The sequence below is a fragment of the Allorhizobium sp. nf9_anc genome (assembly GCF_056323085.1).
Genome location: NZ_CM150481.1, coordinates 4,428,439 through 4,451,339 on the forward strand (window position 1 = coordinate 4,428,439; position 22,901 = coordinate 4,451,339).

At 60.0% G+C, this 22,901-nt stretch carries 18 protein-coding genes; 3 read left to right on the top strand and 15 right to left on the bottom strand.

Going from position 1 to position 22,901, the window contains the following annotated elements; genetic code table 11:
- Positions 1 to 112: 112 nt before the first annotated feature.
- From AC02Y0_RS21520 to lsrA, 6 genes are all read right to left on the bottom strand, one after another.
- Entirely contained in the window at positions 113 to 3,343 is a 3,231-nt protein-coding gene (locus AC02Y0_RS21520; protein ID WP_476381175.1) for a hybrid sensor histidine kinase/response regulator, read from the bottom strand.
- Between the two features lie 297 nt (positions 3,344 to 3,640).
- Complete coding sequence (locus AC02Y0_RS21525) at positions 3,641 to 4,885, bottom strand: class II aldolase/adducin family protein (protein WP_476381176.1); 1,245 nt, start codon at positions 4,883 to 4,885, stop codon at positions 3,641 to 3,643.
- Positions 4,886 to 4,954: 69 nt separating this feature from the next.
- Positions 4,955 to 5,986, bottom strand: a complete 1,032-nt coding sequence (lsrB, locus tag AC02Y0_RS21530; RefSeq protein WP_476381177.1) for an autoinducer 2 ABC transporter substrate-binding protein LsrB — start codon at positions 5,984 to 5,986, stop codon at positions 4,955 to 4,957.
- Positions 5,983 to 7,002 (bottom strand): ABC transporter permease subunit, encoded by a 1,020-nt coding sequence (locus tag AC02Y0_RS21535; protein ID WP_476381178.1) that lies wholly within the window; start codon positions 7,000 to 7,002, stop codon positions 5,983 to 5,985. The genes lsrB and AC02Y0_RS21535 overlap by 4 nt, the downstream gene beginning before the upstream one ends.
- A complete protein-coding gene (gene lsrC / locus AC02Y0_RS21540; protein ID WP_476381180.1) occupies positions 6,999 to 8,024 on the bottom strand; it encodes an autoinducer 2 ABC transporter permease LsrC in 1,026 nt (341 codons plus the stop codon). The genes AC02Y0_RS21535 and lsrC overlap by 4 nt, the downstream gene beginning before the upstream one ends.
- On the bottom strand, positions 8,017 to 9,519 hold the full coding sequence (gene lsrA, locus AC02Y0_RS21545) for an autoinducer 2 ABC transporter ATP-binding protein LsrA (RefSeq protein WP_476381182.1): 1,503 nt from the start codon (positions 9,517 to 9,519) through the stop codon (positions 8,017 to 8,019). Before lsrA ends, lsrC begins: the two co-directional genes overlap by 8 nt.
- Before the next feature lie 241 nt (positions 9,520 to 9,760).
- Between lsrA and AC02Y0_RS21550 the strand changes: the two genes are divergently transcribed.
- The 3 genes from AC02Y0_RS21550 to AC02Y0_RS21560 are packed head-to-tail and all read left to right on the top strand — an operon-like array spanning position 9,761 to position 12,615.
- Positions 9,761 to 10,708 carry a sugar-binding transcriptional regulator gene (locus tag AC02Y0_RS21550; RefSeq protein ID WP_476381184.1) on the top strand — a complete coding sequence of 316 codons (948 nt, stop codon included), beginning with the start codon at positions 9,761 to 9,763 and terminating at the stop codon, positions 10,706 to 10,708.
- Positions 10,709 to 10,712: 4 nt separating this feature from the next.
- Positions 10,713 to 12,275 (top strand): autoinducer-2 kinase, encoded by a 1,563-nt coding sequence (gene lsrK, locus AC02Y0_RS21555; RefSeq protein WP_476381186.1) that lies wholly within the window; start codon positions 10,713 to 10,715, stop codon positions 12,273 to 12,275.
- 34 nt (positions 12,276 to 12,309) lie between these two features.
- Positions 12,310 to 12,615, top strand: coding sequence for an antibiotic biosynthesis monooxygenase (locus tag AC02Y0_RS21560; RefSeq protein WP_476381188.1), 306 nt, complete (start codon positions 12,310 to 12,312; stop codon positions 12,613 to 12,615).
- 106 nt (positions 12,616 to 12,721) lie between these two features.
- On the opposite strand, the gene AC02Y0_RS21565 is transcribed toward AC02Y0_RS21560, so the two are convergent.
- The 9 genes from AC02Y0_RS21565 to AC02Y0_RS21605 all read right to left on the bottom strand — a co-directional run bounded on the left by AC02Y0_RS21565 (position 12,722) and on the right by AC02Y0_RS21605 (position 22,871).
- On the bottom strand, positions 12,722 to 13,504 hold the full coding sequence (locus AC02Y0_RS21565; protein WP_476381190.1) for an SDR family oxidoreductase: 783 nt from the start codon (positions 13,502 to 13,504) through the stop codon (positions 12,722 to 12,724).
- Positions 13,504 to 14,433, bottom strand: a complete 930-nt coding sequence (locus AC02Y0_RS21570) for a dihydrodipicolinate synthase family protein (RefSeq protein ID WP_476381192.1) — start codon at positions 14,431 to 14,433, stop codon at positions 13,504 to 13,506. The genes AC02Y0_RS21565 and AC02Y0_RS21570 overlap by 1 nt, the downstream gene beginning before the upstream one ends.
- Positions 14,430 to 15,890 carry an amidohydrolase family protein gene (locus tag AC02Y0_RS21575; RefSeq protein ID WP_476381194.1) on the bottom strand — a complete coding sequence of 487 codons (1,461 nt, stop codon included), beginning with the start codon at positions 15,888 to 15,890 and terminating at the stop codon, positions 14,430 to 14,432. The genes AC02Y0_RS21570 and AC02Y0_RS21575 overlap by 4 nt, the downstream gene beginning before the upstream one ends.
- Positions 15,887 to 17,356, bottom strand: coding sequence for an ABC transporter substrate-binding protein (locus AC02Y0_RS21580; protein WP_476381196.1), 1,470 nt, complete (start codon positions 17,354 to 17,356; stop codon positions 15,887 to 15,889). Before AC02Y0_RS21580 ends, AC02Y0_RS21575 begins: the two co-directional genes overlap by 4 nt.
- Complete coding sequence (locus AC02Y0_RS21585; RefSeq protein ID WP_476381198.1) at positions 17,353 to 18,381, bottom strand: ABC transporter ATP-binding protein; 1,029 nt, start codon at positions 18,379 to 18,381, stop codon at positions 17,353 to 17,355. The genes AC02Y0_RS21580 and AC02Y0_RS21585 overlap by 4 nt, the downstream gene beginning before the upstream one ends.
- Entirely contained in the window at positions 18,378 to 19,358 is a 981-nt protein-coding gene (locus AC02Y0_RS21590) for an ABC transporter ATP-binding protein (RefSeq protein WP_476381200.1), read from the bottom strand. Before AC02Y0_RS21590 ends, AC02Y0_RS21585 begins: the two co-directional genes overlap by 4 nt.
- 17 nt (positions 19,359 to 19,375) lie before the next feature.
- Positions 19,376 to 20,248 carry an ABC transporter permease gene (locus tag AC02Y0_RS21595; protein ID WP_476381202.1) on the bottom strand — a complete coding sequence of 291 codons (873 nt, stop codon included), beginning with the start codon at positions 20,246 to 20,248 and terminating at the stop codon, positions 19,376 to 19,378.
- Positions 20,249 to 20,255: 7 nt separating this feature from the next.
- Positions 20,256 to 21,221, bottom strand: coding sequence for an ABC transporter permease (locus tag AC02Y0_RS21600; protein ID WP_476381204.1), 966 nt, complete (start codon positions 21,219 to 21,221; stop codon positions 20,256 to 20,258).
- A gap of 81 nt (positions 21,222 to 21,302) precedes the next feature.
- Positions 21,303 to 22,871: an ABC transporter substrate-binding protein gene (locus AC02Y0_RS21605; RefSeq protein ID WP_476381205.1), complete on the bottom strand. Its 1,569-nt coding sequence runs from the start codon at positions 22,869 to 22,871 to the stop codon at positions 21,303 to 21,305.
- Positions 22,872 to 22,901 lie beyond the last annotated feature (30 nt).

The following is a 22,901-nucleotide window of genomic DNA, read 5'->3' on the forward strand; positions in this document are numbered from 1 at the left end:
TCAGCCTGTCGCCACAGGCACCCCGTTTAAGCGTCATCGGTTCCACTTCGGGTCACCGGCCCCCGGAGGCATGCGGCGATACGAAGAGATCCGACAGGCAGCATCGCGGCCGTCACTCCAATACCTGCCTGAGATCCTCTGCGTCATAGGGTTTGCCCAGCCACTTCACCTGCGCACCGAGTTGTGCGCCATCCTTCAGATCAGGGGCAGACAGGCCCGACGCGATGACGATCCGGATGGCCGGCCATCGCTTTTCTACCTGTTGAGCCAAAGACGTTCCTGACATCCCCGGCAGCCCGATGTCGGTTATCATCAAGTCAATCGGGTTGTCCTCTAGGATTGCCAGCGCTTCGGCAGCCGTTCCCGCCTCAAAGACGGTATGACCAAAATCTGAGACCATATCACTGGCTGCCATGAGGATCAGGGGTTCGTCTTCAACAAGAAGCACATTGAGCTTGCGCACCTCATCCTGTTGCTGTGCTGAGCCTACATCCAGCTTTGTCGCTCGTTTGTTGTCGCGATCCAGACAGGCTCGCACACGATGGGCCAGTTCGTCCCGGGTATAGGGTTTGCTCAGAAGCTCGACGCTCTCATCGAGACGGCCGCCGTGGACGATCGAGTTTTCCGTGTAGCCGGATGTAAACAGAACCGACAATCCAGGAATGAGCTCTTGAGCGCGTTTTGCCATATCATGGCTCTTCAACGGACCTGGCATCACAACATCGGTGAAAAGCAGATCAATGGGAATCCCGCTCTCAACGATCGCCAAGCCGCTTGTCGCGTCTTTTGCCCGCAACACTTTGTACTCCAGGTCAATCAGCAATTCGATGACAGTCGCGCGTACATCGTCGTCATCCTCGACCACGAGGATGGTTTCGCTGCCGCCGCGAACCGGACCTGTCCAGGCAACCGATGCAAGGGCCTCCGGCTGTCGTACCCGCGGCAGATAGATGCGGAATGTCGTGCCTTCCCCCAGTTCGCTGTAGACCTTGATGTGTCCGTTGGACTGCTTCACCAGACCGTAGACCATGCTCAGCCCGAGGCCGGTTCCCTGTCCTGGCGGCTTGGTGGTGAAGAAAGGTTCGAAGACTTCGTCAATGATGTCCTGGGGTATGCCCGAGCCCGTGTCCGTGACAGCAATCAGGACATACTGTCCCGGCTCAACGTCGGGGTGTTGGCGCGTATAGCGGTCATCCAGATAGGCGTTGCCCGCTTCGATCGTGAGCTTGCCCTGTCCGTTCATGGCATCACGGGCGTTGATTGCCAGGTTGAGAATTGCATTTTCGACCTGTGTTTCGTCGACCAATGCATTCCAGAGCCCTCCGGCAATGATTGTCTCAACTTCCACCCCTTCGCCGAGCGCTCGTCGAAGCAGATCATCCATGCCTCTGACCAGCCTTCCCAGGTTGACGACTTTAGGAGCCAAGGGCTGCCTGCGCCCAAACGCCAGCAGCTGCGCTGCAAGCTTTGCACCACGCGCCACCCCGGCAATTGCGTTCTGCAGGCGCTGCTCGGCGCGGTCGTTTCCGGTGACATCTCGGGTCAGAAGTTGAAGATTGCCGCCGATCACCTGGAGCAGATTGTTGAAGTCGTGGGCGATCCCGCCCGTGAGCTTGCCGACGGCCTCCATCTTCTGAGCCTGCCGCAGCTGTCCTTCTATCGCCTCCCGTTCAGCGACAGTCTCGTCGACCCGTTTCTGAAGGGCTGCATTGAAATTCTCAAGTGTGGCGCGCGCTTCGATCTCGGCTGTGATCTCGCGGGCTTCAATCACCGTTCCGATCGCAACGCCATTGCTGTCGAGGATCGGGCTTGCGGTGAAGCCCACCGGATAAAAGCTGCCATCCTTATGGACAAATGTCTCCTCGCCCTGGACCTGATGTTCTTCTGGAAACGCACGGTCGATCGCACATTCGTGCAGCGGGAACGGACGGCCATCCGGGTAGGTGTGATGGATGACGTCGTGAAGCGGGCGTCCTTTTGTCTCCTCGAACCTATATCCCGTCAGACGTTCCGCGGCGGGGTTCATGTAGACGCATTCCTGGCGGTGATCCATCAGGAATACCGCCATCATCGTATTGTTGAGGACTGTGTCGAGGCGCTGCGAGACCTGTTCCAGGGCGCGACGTGCCGCGTCACGCTCGGTCGTATCTTCAATTGCTGCAAAGAAGACGGGGCGATTTTCGTCCTGCAGAAGCTGGAGCGATACGGAGACGTTGTAGGCGCTACCATCCTTGCGCCGATGCACCGTGTGGAACTGTTGGACGAGCTTTTCGCCTGAGCGAAGCGGGGCAAGCAGCGCTTCGAATTGTTCAGGCGTCACCTCCGGCTTGATGTCGACCGGGGTGATTTCCCGTAACTCGTCCATGGTGTAACCGAGATTTTTCCGTGCACCCCGATTAACCAGGACAAAGTTGAGGGATTGCGCATCGAAGACGAAGATTTCGCTGGCCGCATCTTCAACGATCCGGCCAAGCCGTTCGCTGGCTGACGCTGACGTCAATCGCTGTAGTTCGGCAGAGGCGCGTCCTGCAAAAAACGCCAGGGTCTCCTGCGGTTGCCGCGTAGGATCAATTGGCCCGTCGTTGAGAATTGCGAGCAGCCCGATGCTGCGCCCGTCCGTCCCTTTCAGTGGTATGCCCAGATAGCTCTCAGCGCCGATCTTCGCCAGAAGTGGGTCTTCGGGAAACAAGCCTGCCACATCTGCCGGATAGTAACACATGTCATCGTCAAGCACCTTTGCGCAGGGTGTGCCTTGAACGTCATATTCAAAATAGTCCTGCCGATGGCCATCGCCCCATGCAGACAGAACCCTCGCGCGAGCAGGGTTGTTCGGGTGAAGGTCGCAGAGCAAAGCCCATCTTGCGCTGAGCGCCTCCGCCAAACCCTCGACAAGCCCATCCAGAAACGGACGCCCGATCAGGCGCGAGCATTCGATCAGTTTCTGTCTGGCGGCATCCGCGCGTTTGCGAGCGGTTATGTCACGGACGATGTTTGAAGCGCCGACCACGTTGCCGTTCCAGTCTTTGATTGGCGAGAGGGTGAGCGAGATGTCCAGGATCTCGCCATCCTTGCGCAAGCGCTGCGTTTCCACATGGTTGACGATCTCAGAGCGGCCGACCCCAGACAGGATCGCATCTTCCTCTTCACGGCGTTCGGCAGGGATGATCCGGCTTATGTGTTGGCCAATCATTTCATCTGCTGAGTAGCCGAACAGCTTCGTGGCCCCCGAATTCCAACATATCACGCTGCCGGTCAGCGAAATGCCGATAATCGCATCATCGCAGTGCGCAACGATCGCTTCGAAGGAATTTTTGTCAGATACGTGCTCAAAGGTCTCAGTCAATGTTCTGTCTCATTGTAAAGCCCAGAGGCTGGAGCATCTGAGGAAGGTTGGCGGCACCCAGGGAGAGTATTGCTCCGATACCGACAACCCAGTTATGACAGAAAGGGTGGATGGCACAACGCTCAGGCGGACATAGATCCGGCAGACGTGGCAAAGCCGATCGCACAGGAGTCCGCGGACCCGGGAAGCGGTCTTCCGGGACTGCGTCTCTGGATTGTCGGAGGTCGTTCGATGATCAGCGCTTATCAGGTTGTAGATCGGGCGCGCACGACGTTGCTGAGGCAGCTTTCAGTGTGCTTACACCTTCAACTTGGCCTGCTCGAGTGACCAGTATTCCATATCGAAGAGGTCGGCTTCCCCGATCGGCGTAAACCTGCCGTAAGCCTCGGCGGCATTGATTGCCCGGGTCGCCTGTTCGCATAGGTCCCCGCCGATTTTTGCCGCTTTTTCCGTGCTTCCGAGCGCATACATGCCCTGGTGCCGAACAATGATCACGCGCGGATAGACATCAAGCATCTGCTTAGGCTCGCTTTGGCGCGAGGCATTGCGCTCGAAGTACGATGTGTACAGGCTGGCGTAGCCATCAAGTGCCTTGTTGATAGCCGCGTCATCTGCGTCGGCCTCGATGATCATCGGCCAGGGCTTGATCCGGATGACGTGGTCAGGGGTCACGGTCCCTCGCTGCGCGATGTCCTCCAGCCGCTCGTTGGTGGCGTAGTCCCTGATGGCAGATGTCGAGCGATAGTCCAGAAAGATGGCTTTCTCGAATGGTGAGTTCGGCTGGGACAAGGCGCGTTCCAACCGAAATTTGAGGGCCTGGTCCTGTTCGCCGTCATTGCTCTGCGGCCCGGTCAGCATGACACCTGCACGGTCGAGTTCTTGCTCTGCCATCGTCACGAATTCAATCATCAGCTCATAGGACGTACGAGCGTCGTTCGCGAAGGTGAAAAGCCCGTGGTTTTCAAGCCACAGCCCCTCGCAGCCCGGATTTTCCCGATAGACCAGGTTACCTGCAATTGAGAGGTCAAATCCCGGCATGACGTAAGGGACATAGGCGACGCGGCTGCCGTAGATGTGCTTTACGGTTTCGCGCATGTCCGGCTGGTCAGCCAGCGCGAGAATGGCCGTCGCGTGTGTGTGATCGACAAAGGTGAAGGGCAGGAAGGCATGCAGCAATGCTTCTACCGATGGGTTCGGTGCATCCGCTGCGATCAGGTTCCGGCGTAGCAGCGTGACCATGTCGGGATCGGAGAGCTTTGGTCCTTCGCGCACCTCAAGCAGGGGAGCGAGGTGCACGGCAGGGAGCCCTGGCGCTTCGATCGTGTCGAGATCCCATCCGCTGCCTTTGATGTGCATGAGCGTCGAGCCATCATCGGCGACGACCTTCACCGATGTGTTGCCGCCTCCGTGCAGAACGAGGTCCGGATCGCCACCGATGATGCGGGAGGAGTAGATCCGAAGGCCGAGTGCATCACTTTGGCCGGCAGCGCGTGCGGCTACCACATAGCGGTTTGCGTCTTCGTCGTTCCAGCGGCTTTGCATCGGCATATCCTGTCTTTTGAATGAAGTCGGCGGGCAGCCGAAGCCGCCCGCCGTGAGTTCGTCAGCTTGTTAGAAGTCGAAGTTGCCGATGTTGTCCTTGGTAAAGACGGTCCGCTCCGGAAGCAGGATGATGCCATTGCCCTCCGCCTCGTAGTCGTAACCCTGGACGCTGTTTGCCGAGACTTCGACTGTGCCAACGCCTGGGATTTCCAGCTTGTCGCCAACCTTCATCGGTCCGTTCTTCAGGACGTGATCGGCGACGTAGACGGAGATTTTGCCCTGCTGCGTGACGTCCCAGAGACCGAAGCGCTGGATCGTGCCGCGCTCGATGTAGGGGCGCATGACGTTTGGCGTGGAGAAGCCGACAATCGTCACACCTTCGGCACGCTTGAGGTTTTCGGCGGCCTGCGCTGCAGCAGGAAGTGCATTGGCGTCAGGCGCGATGATTGCATCGAGGTCGGGATAGGTCTGCAGAATGCTCTCGGCCGTCTGCAGGGACTTCTGCGCATCATTGTAACCGTATTGGGTGGTGACGATCTCCCAACCCGGGTGCTCCTTGGCAATCTTCTGCTTTGCCGCTTCCGCCCAGGCATTCTGGTCGGTGACGGTCGGGCTCGAGTAGAAGAAGGCGACCTTTGCCTTTTCCTTCGTCACGCCTTCTGCTGCCATCTCGACCAGCAGACTGCCAAGCTGCTCCGGCGTTCCCTGGTTGATGTAGTAGCTGCGGCAATCCGGGTTGACGTCGCTGTCCCAGGTCATGACAAGAACATCGCGTTCCATGGCGCGCTTCAGGGCAGGGCACAGGCCGTCAGGCGAAACCGATGATACGATCAGGGCATTGTAGCCCTGGTTTACATAGTTGTTGATGAACTGCACCTGGCCCGAAACACTCGGCTCAGTCGGTCCGTCATAGGTCACCTTGGCGCCGAGCTCTTCGCCGGCTTTGACGGCACCTGCGCCACCCGACGTGAAGAAGCCGACACCGACCAGCTTGGGGATGAAGGCAATCTGATTTTCGGCACTGGCCGAACCCGCGCCCAGCATGGTTCCGGCTGCTAGAACGCTCGCCAGAGCGCCCGATTTCAATATGGTCTTGATCATTTACTTTCTCCTCCTGAAGTAACCGTTGCCGTAGGCTTTTTCTGTTGCCGGGCAACGGCGATGAAATCGGCCAGCATTGCGCTCCCATGACGCATTGCGACCGCGACAACCAGCAACCCTCCCGAAAGCGCGCTGGAAATCTGGCTGGGGACCCCGGCTGCCTGCAGACCCTGCTGCAGATAGCCGATGACGAATGTTGCAAGGAGCGTGCCCAGGATGGAGCCCTGGCCGCCATAGATCGATGCGCCACCGAGTACGGCTGCAGTGACTGCCGGCAGCAGCGTCGCGGAACCCAGATCGACGCGGGCCGAGCCGAAATAGGCCGACATCACGAGGCCGGCGATTGCTGCCGAAAGGCCTGTGATCACATAGGTGATCGTCTGAACCTGCCTGACGGGAATACCGGCGAAGCGTGCGGCGTCCTCGGACTGCCCCGCGAGGAAGACAGTGCGACCGAAACGGGTGAAATGCAGCAGGACAACAAGAACAAAGGCGAGCGCGAGGAAGAGTGCGAGCGACGCAGGCAGCCCGAGAAACTCGGCATATCCAAAGGCGTTGAAAGCCTCAGGGAAGTTGCCAATTCCCTCATATCCACCAGCGCCGACGAGGCCGGATGCAACTGTGGCCGTGCCCTGGAACAGATAAAGGCTTCCCAGTGTGACAACGAGGGGCTGGATCTTCGACAGGTGAATGAGCGTCGCATTGAACAGGCCACACAGGCCGCCCGTCGCGAGTGCCAAAGCGATCGCCAGCGGTAGAGGGACGCCGTAAAATGTAGCAACGCCGAAGATGATGGCTGCCAGGCCGATCACCGAAGCGAAGGAAACGTCAATGCCACCGGCTATGATGACTAAGGTCAGCGGCAGGGCGACCATCCCGATCTGGATGAAGTCGGACGTGCCATAGACGAGGTTCGCGACGTTCAGGAACCTGGGATTGATCAACCCGAAGACCGCGAGTTCGACAACGAGCATGGCAAGGAGAGCGGTCTCCCAGCGGAAGAAGAGATTCTTCATCGGGCAGCCTCCGCGGTGCTTGTGGTTGTCTGTTCGGGAGATGGCGCGCGTTCGTGGACCGCATAGCGGCGGGCACGGATGCGCCGATCAATCAGCTGCCGGATCCGGCCATCAAGCAGCAACACGCTCAAGAGCAGTGCGCCGGCGATGAAGTCGTTCCAGTAGGCGGGAATCTTCAGGAACACGAGCGCACTGTCGATCGAGGTGATGAAGATCACCGCGGCAAAGACGCCAGCGACCGAGCCCGTGCCTCCAAGGAGGCTGACGCCGCCGAGTACGTTGACTGCAATGGCCTTCAACTCGATCCCGTTGCCAGCCTGGTTCGGGATAAATCCGATCTGGGCTGCAAAGACGAGGCCAGCGAGGGCCGAGCAGATGCCTGTCGCCACAAAGGCGGCAAACTGAACTCGGTGCACCGGCACACCCAGATGGTGAGCGGCCGCCTTGTTGTCGCCGACAGCATAGAAGAAGCGGCCGAACCGTGTCTTGCGAAGGCCAATCCAGGTCAGAACAACGAGCGCGAGGACGACGACCGTAAGAGAGGAAAAGCCAAAGCCGAGATTGGAGGCCAGTGCCTTCAGGCCTTGCGGGAGGTCTTCGATCCACCGACCGCCCGTCATGACCAGCATGATGCCACGGTAGAGGCCAAGTGTTCCAAGAGTCGCCACGATGGAGGGGATGCCGAGATAGGCCACCATCAGACCGTTGAATGCGCCGGCGAGTGCGCCTGTTAGAAGGCATGCAGCGATTGCCAGCGGCAGGCTCATGCCGGCATCTAACGAGAGACCGAGAACGGCTGCGCTCAAACCGAGGACCGAGCCACTCGAGACGTCGATGTTGCGCGTCAGGATGACGATCATGGTGCCGAGCGAGATCAGCATCAGGACAAGGCTGCTCGAAAGGACAGAAGAAAGCGTCGCGCCTGAAAGATAGCCCGGTGCCGCAGCGCCGATGGCGGCGTAGGCGAGGGCAAGAACGATAAGGAGGGTTGCGACGCGGTTCTTGGCAAAAAGGTCAAGCATGACGGGCCTCCGAAGCGCCGAAGGCAAGCCGCGCAATCGCATCGACCGAGATGTCGTCCTTCAGTTCGCTACCTTGCCGTCCGAAGGCCATGACTTCGACCCGGTCGGCCAATTGCTCGATTTCGTCGAAGTCGGAGGAAATGAGGATGATCGCCACGCCTTCGAGGGCGAGCTTTTCAATAAGATTGTAGATGTCGTTGCGCGCCGCAACGTCTACGCCACGTGTCGGTTCGTCGAGGATCAGCACCTTCGGTCCTGCTGCAAGGCATTTCGCCATGAGGACCTTCTGTTGATTGCCGCCCGACAGGCCGCGCGCCTCCTGGCCGGGGCCGCTGCATTTGATGCCCATGGACTGACGAAAGGCCTCAAAGCTCTTTCTCTCGGAGCCTGGCCGCAGGAAGAATGGCAGGCGGTGCACGAGATAGGAGGAGACGTTCCAGAAGAGGGGTGCTTCGAGGAAAAGCCCGTGCTGCTGACGATCCTCCGGCAAGTAGACGAGCCCGCGATCGATGCAGATGCGTGGAGACCTCTTCCTCAGCTCCTGTCCATCAAGTGTGACTGTTCCTGCCGACTGATGTCTCAGGCCGAACAGGGTTTCGGCGAGCTCTGTTCGTCCCGCGCCAACGACGCCGGCAAGCCCCAGGATCTCGCCACTGCGGACCTGAAGGCTGATGTCCTGAAATCCTTCGCCACTCAATCTGGATACGGAAAGGCGAGGCGCATCCGTCTTGTCTGCGACGCGCTGCTGTCGAATCCTCGAAGGCGTCGCCCCGATCTGGACCCGGCTCATCGCTTCGACGATGGCTGCATCGGTAAAACTGTCGAGAGACCCTGAAAGCACGATAAGCCCATCGCGCAAGACGCTGATCGTCCCGCAGATTTCCCGGATCTCGCGTAGCTTGTGGGAGATGAAGAATATGCCGACCCCCTGCGCCTGTAGTTTTCGGACGCGGTCAAACAGTGCGCTGGTTTCAAACGTGGTCAGCGCCGATGTGGGTTCATCGAGAATGAGGACGCGTGCATCGCGCACAAGACCGCGCAAGATCTCGACGATCTGTCGTTCCGCGATCTCCAGGGCTGCAGCCTGTCCCTCGAGATCAAGCGTTACCGAGAGCTCGGCGATGAGTTGCTCGACACGGGGGCGAAGGGTCGGTGGCGAGGGCCGGAGGCCAAGGCAGATGTTCTCCAGAACAGTCTGGTTGGGCAGAATGTGCGCTTCCTGCGGAACGAGATAGAGACCGAGTGCCTGGGCCTGGGCGGGCGACGCATGTGTTAGTGCCTGTCCATCGATCTCGATCGAGCCCGAATTGGCCGCGATCACGCCCGACATGATCTTCATCAGCGTGGATTTGCCCGCACCATTGCCGCCGAGGAGGGCGTGAACCTCTCCGGCTCGCAAATCGAGCGAAACGCCTTTCAGCACGGGGATTGCGCCGTAGGATTTCCAGATTTCGGTGAGCTTCGCGACCCTCCCGGTCGTCTGGCTACCTGTCATGCTGCACCTGTTCATATGTATGATCTGGTAATCAAATGATCACAACGGTTCGGGTTCGTCAACATGTTCACGAGAACCGGATCGCTCCTGATGTCACAATGTTGCATTGCAAATGATGAATTTTGGGCGGAAATCAAATGATTAGGTGCGTGGTAATTTTTTCTGCCAAACCCGACGTTGACGGATCAAATGTTTATTTGATATGCAAATGATCAGAAAAAGGCCGAGGGAGCCCTGGCGCATGGCATCGGAAAATGGTGAATGGAGTTATGCGGACGCAGATGAGGAAATCCTCACGCGGATCGCATGGTACTATTATAACGACGGCCTGACCCAGAATGAGATCGGCGACAAGCTCAACATGTCGCGGATCAAGGTATCCCGGCTCCTGGAAAGCGGGCGCCGATCGGGGATAATCCAGGTGCGTATCAACTCGCGCTACCAGGGTTGCCTCACACTCGAGCGGCAAATCAAGGAGCGTTATGGCCTCCTGGAAGCCTATGTCGTCCCGCAGCTTCCCGATCAGGATCCGAGTGATCGCCTTGGCCAGGCTGCAGCACAATTTCTCATGCAAAGGCTTCAGACGAATGATCTGCTCGCCGTCGGCTGGGGGGCAACGGTTTCGAATACGATCCAACGCCTTGGACACCTAGCAAACGAGCGCAATATCGGCCTGGTCAGCCTGACCGGGGGTGTCGGTACCTATGTCGACGGGATGCGCACGGCCAACTGGGGAAGCAGCGTTCACCTTGTTCCTGCCCCGCTCGTGGTCCGCGACCCCGATGTTGCGCGCAATCTCTCCTCCGAGCCTGCCGTTGCCAATCTCCTCGATATGGCTCTCAACGCGACCTACCAGCTGGTGGGTATTGGTGAACTTTCCGGAGCCTCGACAGTCGTGCGTTCCGGCTATGTGAGCCCGGATGAGGTCGAGCCTTTGCGCCGCAAGGGTGCTGTCGGCGATATCCTGTGCCAGTTCTACGATGAACGCGGCGAGCCGCTCGATCTGCCTCTCCATGACAGGGTCATCGGGGTCAAGCTGGCGGCACTGTCTCGCGCCGAGAAGGTCGTGGCCGCAGCCGGCGGTGCGCACAAGGTGCCAGCTATCCATGCCGCATTGCGTGGCAAGTTCGTCGGGATCCTGATTACCGACGAGACGACGGCTGCGGGCCTCCTTGAAATGAAGGACTGACATCATGACCACTTCCTATCTGCTCGCTATCGATGCCGGAACAGGCAGCGGGCGCGCCGTCATTTTCGACGAGAACGGAAACCAGGTGGCGAGTGCGCAGCATGAATGGTGGCACAAGGCAGATCCGCGGTTTCCCGGCTCCATGGATTTCGACGTAGAGGGAAACTGGTCTCTTCTTTCACATGCCATTCGTGGAGCCATCGCCGAAGCCGGCATCAAGGCTGGTGATGTCAGGGCAGTCAGCGCAACCAGCATGCGCGAGGCGATTGTCGCCTATGATCGCAGCGGCCAGGAGATCTGGGCCTGCGCCAATGTCGATAGCCGCTCCGTCAACGAAGTCCGCGACCTGAAGCGGGAATTCCCGGAACTGGAGCGAGAGCTCTATGAGAAAAGCGGACAGACCTTTGCGCTGGGGGCTCTGCCGCGGCTCTTGTGGCTCAAGCGAAACCTGCCGGATGTCTATGGCCGCATTCACCGCATCAGCATGTTGTCCGATTGGGTTCTGGCCCGTCTCTCCGGTGTTATCGCCAGCGAGCCCTCCAATGCGGGAACGACCGGCCTATACAGTCTGACGGCGCGCGACTGGCTGCCAGATGCCATGGCCAAGGCCGGCCTGCGCGTTGACATCTTTCCAGAGAGCGTCGAGCCGGGAACGATGATCGGCCGGGTGACCGAAAAGGCTTCGCTGGAAACGGGACTTGAGGCGGGAACACCCGTGATCATGGGAGGTGGCGACTGTCAAAGCGGTGCGGCAGCGATCGGTGTTGTGCAGGAAGGGGACTGCGCCGTGCTTGGCGGCACGTTCTGGCAGCAGGTCGTCAATGTCGGTCTCGATGTATCCGATCCGTCGATGGACCTGCGGATTAATCCGCATGTTGTAACCGGGCTCAACCAGGCCGAGGCGATCAGCTTCTTTGTGGGCGCCGTCATGCGCTGGTTCCGTGACAGCTTTGGTGCGGAAGAAATGACCGCTGCCGGACCAGACAGAGACGCCTACACGCTATTGGAGCAAAAGGCAGCGGCCATTCCGCCTGGCGCCTACGGGATCATTCCCGTGTTCTCCGACGTCATGCATTACGGCAATTGGTACCACGCTGCGCCTTCCTTGCTGAACCTGTCGATCGATCCGGACAAGTCCGGCAAGGCTGCCATCTTTCGGGCCTTGCAGGAGAATGCAGCCATCGTTGCTGCACGCAATCTCGATGCGATTTTCAGGCTGACGGGGAAGACACCTGAAAGGATCGTTTTTGCTGCCGGTGCGTCGAAATCTGCCCACTGGTCACAGATCCTGTCGGATGCCACGGGGCTGCCTGTCGTGACACCTGTCGTGAAGGAGGCAACCGCCTTTGGATGTGCTGCTTCCGCTGCGATCGGCATTGGCCTGAGACGCGATTTTGTCGAGGCTGCGGAAAGCTGGGTCCGCTGGGACAAACACTTCGAACCAAATCCCGCGCACAAGGCCATCTATGATCACGCGGGCGACCGATGGGCTCGCGCCTACTCATTGCAGCGCCAGCTTGTCGATGAGGGCATTACCACGGCCATGTGGAAGGCACCCGGCCTCTGAATTTCAAGATAGAACAACAAGTCAGGATAAAGATATGCTCATTCAAATGGTCGCAATTCACGTCCAGCAAGGCCATGTCGACGAGTTTCTCGATGCTTTCCGGATCAACTATGAAGGCACTCGTCGCGAGCCGGGAAACCTGCGCTTTGACGTGCTACGCAGCCCCGAGGATGACCACAGCTTCGTCATCTATGAGGTATTCAAGTCTGCAGAGGCGCTTGATGAGCACCGCAAGACCGCGCATTATCTGGAGTGTGTCCGCCGTATTGATCCCATCATCACGGGCCCGCGGACGAAAACCTTCTACCATGCGGAGATGGCGGATTTTCTCACTGCCTGACCCCTTCAGTTGGCGCGGCCCTGCAAATCGGATGGCACGTCGTGCTCAGAGAGAAGGGGTGTCGGACGGACATTTTGGATGTTCGTCCGTTTCGCTTAATCTGGCTTCAGACGGATCTGATGGCCCCGCCATCCACGCGGATCTTGCTTCCGGTTACGTAAGAGGCGGGCTCTGAGGCCAGGAAGACGGCAACGGCGGCGAATTCCTCCGGCCGACCGTAGCGTCCCGTCGGAATGCCGGCCGCGGATTCGGCGGCGATCTCCTCGACACTCTTGGCTGAGCGGCTGGCTGCGGCTGCGTCGAGTTCGTCCACCCTTTTTGTGTGAATGCGTCCCGGAAGAAGGACGTTCACGGTAACGCCGTCCGCGGCCACTTCCGCCGCAAGTGTTTTCGACCAGCCGATCAAGGCCGAGCGGATGCCGTTTGAGAGTGCCAGCCGTGCGATCGGCTGCTCTACCCCTGACGAAGCGATCGATATGATCCGACCCCAGCGCTTTTCCCGCATGCTGGGCAAGAGGCTGGTGGTCAGGTGGAAGATGTTGGCGGCCATCGTCTCAAAATGATTGAGCCAGTCCGTCCGTTTCGCATCGACGGCTGCGGCCGGTGGCGGGCCGCCCGAATTGTTGACGAGGATGTCGACACCCCCATTTGCTACGAGCAACTGGACTGCCTTATTCACGCTGTCGATATCCGAGAGGTCGAGCTGCAGCGGGATGACAGGACCGGCCGTTGGTGCGAGCTCGGAAGCCCATGCCGAGATGGCCGAGGTGTTGCGGGCGGCGGCATGGACTGTCACCCCTTCTTCCGCGAGACCACGCGCGATCGCGGCACCCAATCCGCGGCTTGCACCCAGCACGAGAGCGGTTTTGTTTTTCAAGCCGAGTTCCATCAGCCGAGCTCCTTCAATCTTCTGTCCTGGCGCGCGATAAGGCGCTCGATCTCGCCGATATCGGCTGGGGATAGGGCTCCTCCCGGTTTGCGCAGTGCCGGCGTAGCGATCGCGCTGCGTTTCGCCATGATGTATTTCCGGATGGAGAGGCCGAGGCCCGGTTGCTGTTCGTAGCGGGCGAGGGGAAGGTAAGCGTCGAAGATATCCTGCGCGCGCTCCGGATTTCCCTGCTCGCTATAGTGAACGACGTCGCGCATCATTTCGGGATAGGCAAAGCCGGTCATCGCACCGTCTGCCCCGCGCGCCATCTCTTCCGGCAGGAAGACGCCGCCATTGCCGCACAGGATTGATATGCGCCTCTTGCCAGTCGTCTCCGAAGCGGTTCGTAGTGCAGTAATCTTGGACAGACCGGGCCAGTCCTCGTGTTTGAGGCAGACGCAGGTCGGGATCTGATCGATGATCGTCTGGATGACGGAGACGGGGATGGTGACGCTCGTGACGAGCGGGAAATCCTGCAGCACGAAAGGCGTATCGCCGATGAACTCCGCCGCCTGCTTATAGTAGGTGACGATCTGCTGATCGTTCCGCAGGGACGAGGGCGGAGCGATCATCACACCTGCCGCGCCGTCATCCATGACCATCGAAGTCAGAGCCTGCATCTGGGCAAAGCCCGCAGCAGAGACGCCCGCAACAACCGGCACGCGGCCATCGACCCTGCGAAGGATGCGTCGAACATAGGTCTGCGATTCCTCGATGGTGAGCTTTTGCGCTTCCCCCATCATTCCCAGCACGGTCAGTCCCGTCGCGCCGCGCTCGAGGTAGAAATCGACCATGCGGTCCGTGCTTTCCAGGTCGAGATCACCCGTTTCCGTGAAAGGGGTGAGGGCTATGACGTAGACGCCTCTTGCCTCTTCATTCAGCCTCATCATTGGCTGTCTCCTTGATGTTTTGGATATCTTGCATGGCCAAAAAAGCCCTCGGGCTGGCCAATCATATTTTCGAGGCCCATGCACTCGATGAGCAACCGGGCTTGCCTGTCGGCTTCTGCGACGACCTCATCGAGGTCGGTCAGCAGGGGGCGGCCACCTGCAAGCAGGATCTGGCCGTCGATCACGACGGTGTCGACGTCATTGCCATTGGCGAAATAGGCCAGGCGGAAAATGGGCATCTGGTAGGGTGCGAGGTGAGGGCGCTTCATGTCGACCACCACGATATCGGCTTTCTTGCAGACCTCAAGGGAGCCGAGGTCCCGGTCTAGCCCCAGGGCGGTCGCCGCATCGATCGTCACCATCTCAAGGGCCTTGCCCGGAGGCAGGACCGAGGGATCGCGAAAATGGGTGCGGTGATAATGCATGCATTGCTGCATGTGCCGGAACATGTCCGCCGATCGGTCTGGCGCGGTTGCATCGGAGCCGATCGCGACGACAGCGCCGGCCTCGATCAATTCGATCGCCGGGCACCGGCCAAGGATGGAGGCGATGGCGCTGGGATTGTGGGCGATGCGGGTGCCGGTGTCGGCGATGATGCGGATCTCTTCTGGCGTGATGTCGATGGCGTGGGACAACAGCGCGTCCGGTCCGAGGATGCCGAGCTTTTCGGCGCGGGAGACTGAGCCCTTCCAGTGGCCATCTTGGGTGAAGACCACGCCCGCCTCGCGCGAGAGCGCCCTCACGGCCTTAGTCTGGGCGACCGCGGCTTCGTAGTCTGCGGCTGACATGTCGCGCTGATGTTCGTCACGCAGGACGGGGGTGAGCAAGGCGATCTTCAAGCGTTCGCGACCGTGCCACAGATCAAGCAGTTTCCGGCTGACAGCAAACTGTTCCAAGAAGGTTACAGGCCGTTCTGACGCCTTGCCATCGTGCCAAGATGCATAGGTTCGCGGATGCGGAGGGCGGGTTGGTCCGACGGCGACGACCGAGCGCGTGCGGACTGCGGCGACGCCCTCGCAGTGGGCGCTTCCATAGGCGACGTCATCCGTCCGCATGATCGTGTCGCCGCCACCTAGAAGCGAAACGCCGGTGGTAACGCCGAAGCGCAGGCGTTCGAGGGCGGCAAGCCGCGCCTCCGCGAACCAGAATTCGGGTGTCGAGCCGACGGTATAGGCTGCGTTGCATATCTCTTCCCAGTGATTGCCTTGCTCCATGCCCATGGTCTTGATCAGACCGTGGCCGGCATGGGCATGGACGTCGATCATTCCGGGCATCACCACCTTGCCGCTTGCGTCGATCTGGCGCTCGGCCTGGTATTCTCTGGCGATCTCGTCCGCATGCCCGACCGCGAAGATGCGATCGTCGAGAACGGCGAGCGCACCCTTGTCGAGCACGCGGCGACTTCCGTCCATGGTGAGGACGGTTCCGCCGCTGATGATCAGATCGACGCGCCTCATGATGCTTTCTTCCCGGACTGGAAGTCAGGGAGCCGCGTCACGTCGAGCACGCAATCCTGGCGCATGCGCCAGTCTGGCCAGGACCCGGAGAGGCCTGTCACCCTCAGCGGATTGTAGAGATAGAGCCATGGGGGATCCACTTGCAGCGCGCGGAAGGCCTTCTCGAAGATCTCCGCACGTTCATTCAAATCAACAGTTGCCCGGCCCCTATCGAGCAAGTCTTCGGCCTCGGCGTTGTGAAAGCCCAGCCACCAGGAGCCCTTAGCCCTGTGATCGATCTTCTCCGCGAGGATGCGGAAGGTGCTCAAGGGGCTGGAATCGAAAACGCACATGTCGCGCACCTGCTTCAGGCGGACACCATGCGCATAGGCTTCGCGGTCTGTGTGGAGGTGAACGTCCAGCGTCACCCCGATTGCGGCAAGCTGCTCCGCAAGAGCCGCTGTCAGCGCCTCGGCCTCATCGGGAAGGCGTGTCGGGCAATCGACCTCGATGGTGAGGCCTTCGTCAAATCCAGCTTCCGCGAGCAGCCTTTTTGCCAGATCCTGATCGGGGCGCAGATCCTCTGACGGCAGGCTGCCGAAATGAACCGGGCTGACGAAGCCAGTCAGTGGCTTTGCTGCACCTCTGACAACCCGATCGATCAGGGCCTGGCGGTCAATCGCCAGATTGAGAGCGCGGCGAACGCGACTGTCGGTCAGCGGCCCCTTGAAGGCATTGAAGAGATAGATGATGGCGACGGGCACGAGCGATGTGACCCGCGTATGCTGGCCTGTGTCCTCGAGCGCCTTGGAGGCTTCGAAATCGAGGCTGTTTGCCACCTGCGCCTGGCCGGAGATCAGCATCTCCAGCCGCGTGTCCCGGTTCGGCTCCAGGCGAAAGGTCAGTTCAGCATTTGTTGGTCGCTCGCGATGCCAGCCATCGAAACGCCGGAGGTGGAGCGCATGGCCGGGTTCGTAGGAAACCAGACGATAAGGGCCTGTACCGACCGGCTTTGACGTGTCTCCCGCCTCGTAGCGGTCCAATGCTGAGGGAGCGACCACGTAGCCGTAAACCACGATGTCAAGGAGATCGGCGATCGGCTTCGACAGGCGGATCGAGACCGTCAGGGGATCGACTGCCTCGATCTCCGCATCGCCGAGATACTGATGCCAGACCCCAGGCGCGCCCAGCGTGTAGCCTTTGTCAGGACGAGCCATGCGTGTCAGCGATTGGCAGACGGCAGCCGCATCGCAGGGGCTCCCATCGTGAAAGCTCAAGTCTTCCCTCAGCCTGAATGTCCAGTGTCGCGCATCCGATGTGACATCCCAGGAGCTTGCGAGTGCTGGCAGGTAGCCGCCATCCTTGCCATAGCGCACAAGTCCGTCGAACAGGGCGTCGAAGACGGCCAGCATGTCATTCGCATCGGTGCAGTCATGCGGATCTTCGAGGGCGAGGCGCGGTTGGACAATGACGACGGGGGAACTCACTGGCTTTTCCTTTCGGCATCATTGCGATCATGGAGGTGGCATGCAACAGCGCTGCCATCCGGCTGGGCGGTCAGCACGGGACGGTCGATCGCACATCGATCAAAGGCCATAGGGCAGCGGGTTCTGAAGCAGCAGCCGGAGGGCAGGCGCAGTGCGCTTGGCACTTCTCCGACGATCTCGATCTTCGGTTTTGTCAACGACTTGTCGATGGTCGGCGCGGCCGAAAGCAGAACCTGCGTGTAGGGATGTTTCGGCTGGCTGAACAACTGGTCGCGGCTGGCCGTCTCCACCATGAAGCCGAGATACATGACGCCGATCCGGTCGGCGATGTGGTGAACCACCGAGAGGTCATGCGAGACGAACAGATAGGAGAGGCCGAACTCGTCTCGCAGGTCCATCATCAGATTGAGGATCTGCGCCTGGATCGAGACGTCGAGCGCCGAGACGGGCTCGTCGGCGATGATGATCTTTGGCCGGACCGACAATGCGCGTGCGATGCCGATACGCTGCCGCTGACCTCCCGAAAACTGATGCGGGTAGCGTCCAGCCTGTTCGGCGTTGAGGCCGACCTTCGCCAGAAGTGCGATGGCCTCGTCATGGAGTTCGCGTCGGCTGAGCTTGCCCCCGGCCTGAGCGCGCCTCGGCTCCATCACAATGTCCCTGACCCGCTGCCGCGGGTCGAGAGAGGCATAAGGGTCCTGGAAGATCATCTGCAGCTTGCGGCGGATCGGGCGCATTTCGCGAAACTGCATCCGTGAAATGTCTTCGCCGTCAATCCGGATCTCGCCTGATGTCGGCTCGTAGATCCGGGCAATGGTCTTCGCCACGGTCGACTTGCCGCAGCCGGATTCGCCTACCAGGGCCATGACCTCGCCGGGCGCAATTGAGAGGTCGACACCATTGACCGCCCGCAACTGCTTCTGGGGAGCGAGTAGTTTTCCCTTTCCGAACTGTAGCCGATCGAAAAGACCTCCCACGGGAAAGGCTTTGACCAGGCCTCGGACCTCAAGCACGGGGGTCGTCATGGGGCAAGCTCCTCCAGCGGAAAGTGGCAGGCTGCATCGAGCGATCCGCGCACGGGTGTGAGCGCCGGCGTTTCTGCCGAGCAGATGGCCTGGGCTCTGAAACACCGGTCCCTGAAACTGCACCCATGCCCAAGGGTGCGAATGTCCGGCACGGTGCCGGGGATCTGGCTGAGGCGTTCCCGTCGATCGGTGATCTTCGGAATGCTGTCGAGGAGCCCGCGCGTATAGGGATGGGCGGGGGACTCGATGATCTCGCTCGTGAGTCCCCGCTCGACGACCTTGCCGCAATAAAGCACGACCACCCGGTCCGCCATTTCGGAGACAACCGCGAGATCGTGGGTCACTAGGATCATGGCGGCCCCGCGATCGACGATTTGGCGGCGCATCAGCTTCAAGATCTGGGCCTGGACGGTGACATCGAGGGCCGTGGTCGGTTCGTCCGCGATGATCAGACGGGAACCGGCCAGGAGCGCAATGGCAATCACGACGCGCTGGCGCATGCCGCCAGAAAACTGGTGCGGATAGGCGTCGAGGCGGCTGGCGGCCTCCGAGATGCCGACATCTTCGAGCATCTCGATGCAGCGTGCACGCCGCGCTTTCTGATCGAGGTCGGTATGCAGGCGCAGCATTTCGTCCATCTGGCGCCCGACCGTGTAGACCGGATTGAGCGACGTCATGGGGTCCTGGAAAACCATGGCGATCTGGCCACCGCGGACAGCGCGCATCTGGTCCTCGCTCTTGCGCGTCAGATCTTCGCCGGCAAAGACAATGCTGCCTGCCTCGATCCGTCCGGGTGGGTCAATGAGGCCGAGAATGGAAAATCCGATGACGGATTTGCCGCCGCCGGACTCGCCGACAAGGCCGACCACCTCGCCCGGGCGGACGTCGAAGCTGACGCCGTCGACGGCTTTCACCACGCCGCCGAAGGTATGGAAATGTGTCTTCAAATCCCGGACTTCGAGAAGTGCTTCGCCCATGGTCGCTGTCTCCTTCGTCATCTCAGCCGCGGATTGAGTTCGTCCCGCAGGAAGTCGCCGAACAGGTTGATGCCGAAGACGAGGAACATGATGAAAAGCCCCGGGAATGCAGAGGTCCACCAGATGCCTGAGAACAGGACATCGAAGCCCTCCTTGACGAGAAGGCCGAGTGAGGGCTCGGTGATGGGGACGCCGACACCGAGGAAACTCAGCGAAGCTTCGATCAGAATGAAGGTGCCGACCTGGATCGTCGCAACCACGATTAGCGGCGTCATCACGTTCGGCAGCACGTGGCGCAGAATGATCTCGCCGTTTCCGAGCCCCGCCACCTTGGCCGCCTGGATGTATTCCTTCTGGATCTCGCTCAATGTCGATCCGCGAACGGTGCGGGCATAAACGACCCAGCCGACGGCAGTGAGTGCGATCAGAACCATGCCGATGCCTGTCCCGAAGGCAGACATCAGGAAGAGCGCAATCAGCATTGAGGGAAACGACAGCTGGATGTCTGCTATGCGCATGATGATGCTGTCGACGATGCCGCCGTAGTATCCGGAGATCAGCCCGAGTGCCGTCCCGATCACGCAGGAGAAGATCATGGCGGCGAGGCCGATGAAGGCGGAGATCCGCGCGCCGTAGACGATGGATGCGAGCACGTCGCGGCCCTGACCATCCGTCCCGAGCAGATACCTGCCATCGCCACCCTCCAGCCACACCGGCGGCTTGAAGCTGTCCATCAGTTCCAGCTGAGACACGTCGTAGGGGTCCTGGGCGACAAGCAGCGGCCCGAATGTCGCAAGCAGGGCGAAGAAGGCGAGCAGTGCGCTTCCGAAGACGGCCGGCAGGTTTCGGCGGTAGTGAAAGAAGAATTCCGAAGAGAAGAACCCGGTCATGCGATCCTCACTTCACGGTAATGCGCGGGTCGATCAGCGTGTAGACGATGTCGACGATGAAATTGATGGCAACGAAGATGAAGGCTGTCAGCATCAGGTAGACGACGATGACGGGGCGGTCGCCGCGGTAGATCGAGTCGATCAGCAGCTTGCCGGTCCCAGGCCATGCGAAGATGGTTTCGGTGATTGTTGCAAAGGCGATGAGATCACCGAGCTGGAGACCGAAGATCGTCACGACCGGAATGAGAGCATTCTTCAGGCCGTGCCTGAACAGGATGTTCTGGCGGGACGCGCCTTTTGCACGGGCAAACCGCATATAGTCCTGCCGCATCACCTCCATCATGCCCGCACGGGTCATGCGCAGCATGATGGCAAGGGTGGCCAGCGCCAGCGTGACGGAGGGCAGGATGATGTGCGACCAGCCGTCCGCTGTGAAGATGGATATGCGGAGGCCCAGAATTTCCACCGTGTCGCCGCGTCCGGAGGAGGGCAAAAGCTGATAGCGGACGGAGAAGAAGAAGATCAGCATCATGCCCACCCAGAACCCAGGGAGGGAAATGCCGAGCAGCGAGCCTGCCATGATGCCGCGAGAAACCGGCTTGTTCGGATTAGCCCCGGCATAGACGCCGAGCGGCACGGCGATCACTGTCGCCAGTATGATTGCGACGAGCACCATTTCGATCGTTGCCGGCAGACGCTCCAGGATGAGGTCCATGGCGGGCTGGCGGAACACATAGGAGCGCCCGAAATCGCCCTGCAGCATGTTGCCGAGGAAGATGAAATACTGGCTCAGCAGGGATCGATCGAGACCCAGGAGACGGCGGGCCTGTTCGATCTCGGCGGTGGTGGAATCGATCGGGATCACCATGAAGACGGGATCGCCGGTAAAGCTCATCATCAGGAAGACGATGACCGATACGCAAAAGAGTACCAGCACCATCTGCAGGAGCCGCTTGATCGTGTAACCCAGCAAGGCAGTGTCCCGTCATGAAGAAGTGAGAAATTCGGGACTGTCGCGCGCAAGGTCGACAGTCCCGCGTTCGTTCGGGTCGGCTTATTCCTTGACGTCGATCTCGTAGGCCCAGAGGAACTTGTCCGCACGCGGTGTCATTTCGACATTGGTCTTTGCGGCATAGAGATCCTGCTCGTAGTGGATCGGGATCATCGGGATGTCTTCCATCAGGATCTTGGTGACTTCCTGCAGGTAGCCATCTCGCTCTTCGAGCTTGGAGGTGGCATCGGCCTTGTCGATCAGTTCGTCCACCTTCGGATTGGAATAGGATCCGCGGTTGACCTGGCCGTAACCTTCCTTCTTGTCGCGCGAGTAGAACATCACGCTGTACATCGAGCCGCCGTCACCGGACGGAACGTCCCAGCCGCTCATGATCATGCTCGACTGCTCGCTGGGTACCCGGATATAGCCGAAGAAGTTGGACTTCGGCATCAGGTTGAGCTTGAGATCGACCTTGATCTTGCCAAGCATCGACGCGAGCGCCTGAGCGATCTGCTGATCGTTGACATAGCGGTTGTTGGTGGTGTCGAGGGTCACCGTGAAGCCATCGGCGTAGCCGGCCTCAGCCATGAGAGCTGCCGCCTTCTCAACATCGAAGGGGTACATGTCGCGGAAGCTTGCGCCGTCGACATAGCCCGTGTGGGAAGCAGGGATGTATTGCTCCGACGGGGTCGACAGGCCGTTCATGATGATCTTGTTGATCGCATTGACGTCGATCGCGCGGACCATGGCTTCACGGACACGGCGATCCATCATCGGGTTCTTGTCGAGCGCGATGGTGGGGCTCTTCTCACGATGGTCGATCGAGACCACGACATTGAGCAGGCTCGGCTTGGTCATGACCTTGTAGCGGTCATCAGCCTTGACGCGTTCGACGTCGCGAACGTTGAGATCCTGGATAACATCGACTTCGCCCGTCAGCAGGGCTGCCGTGCGGGTGGCGCCATTGGTGATCGGGCGGAAGGTGACTTCTTCGATCTTCGGCGCGCCAGCGAAATAGTCTGCATTGGCGGCAAGCGTGATGTGATCTTCCTTGATCCATTCGACCAGCTTATAGGGGCCGGTGCCGACAGGCTTCAAGTCCAGCTGCTCGTCGCCCACTTCCTTCGCATACTTCTCGCTGAGGATCAGGACGGCTGCCAGATCGTTCGGCAGGACTGCGTAGGGCTTTGGCGTCTTGATCTCGACCGTGTAGTCATCGACCGCCGTGAAGGAAGCGATGTTGGCGCCGAGATTGGCCATCAGCGATTTCTTTAGCCGGTCCAGGGTGAAGACGACGTCGGACGCCTTGAAGTCTTCGCCATTGTGGAACTTGACGCCCTGACGCAGCTTGAACACCCAGGTCGTGTCATCCTTGAGCTCCCAGCTTTCTGCAAGGCCGGGTCCGAAGGACAGATCGGCATTGCGGCGGACCAGGGGGTCGTAGATGTGGTAGAACATGATGTTGCTGGACAGCTCCTCGCCCGCCTGGGGGTCGAGATTGACGGCGTCCGACGTCAGGCCGACGGTCAGTTCCTTGGCCTGGACCAGGCCGCCCAGGGCCGTCGAGCTCAAGAGGACGAATGCGGCAAGGGCCGCGATACGTCCGGATTTCATGCGCAGATTCAGCATTTTCGTTCCCCTTTTTTGGTATGCCGACAC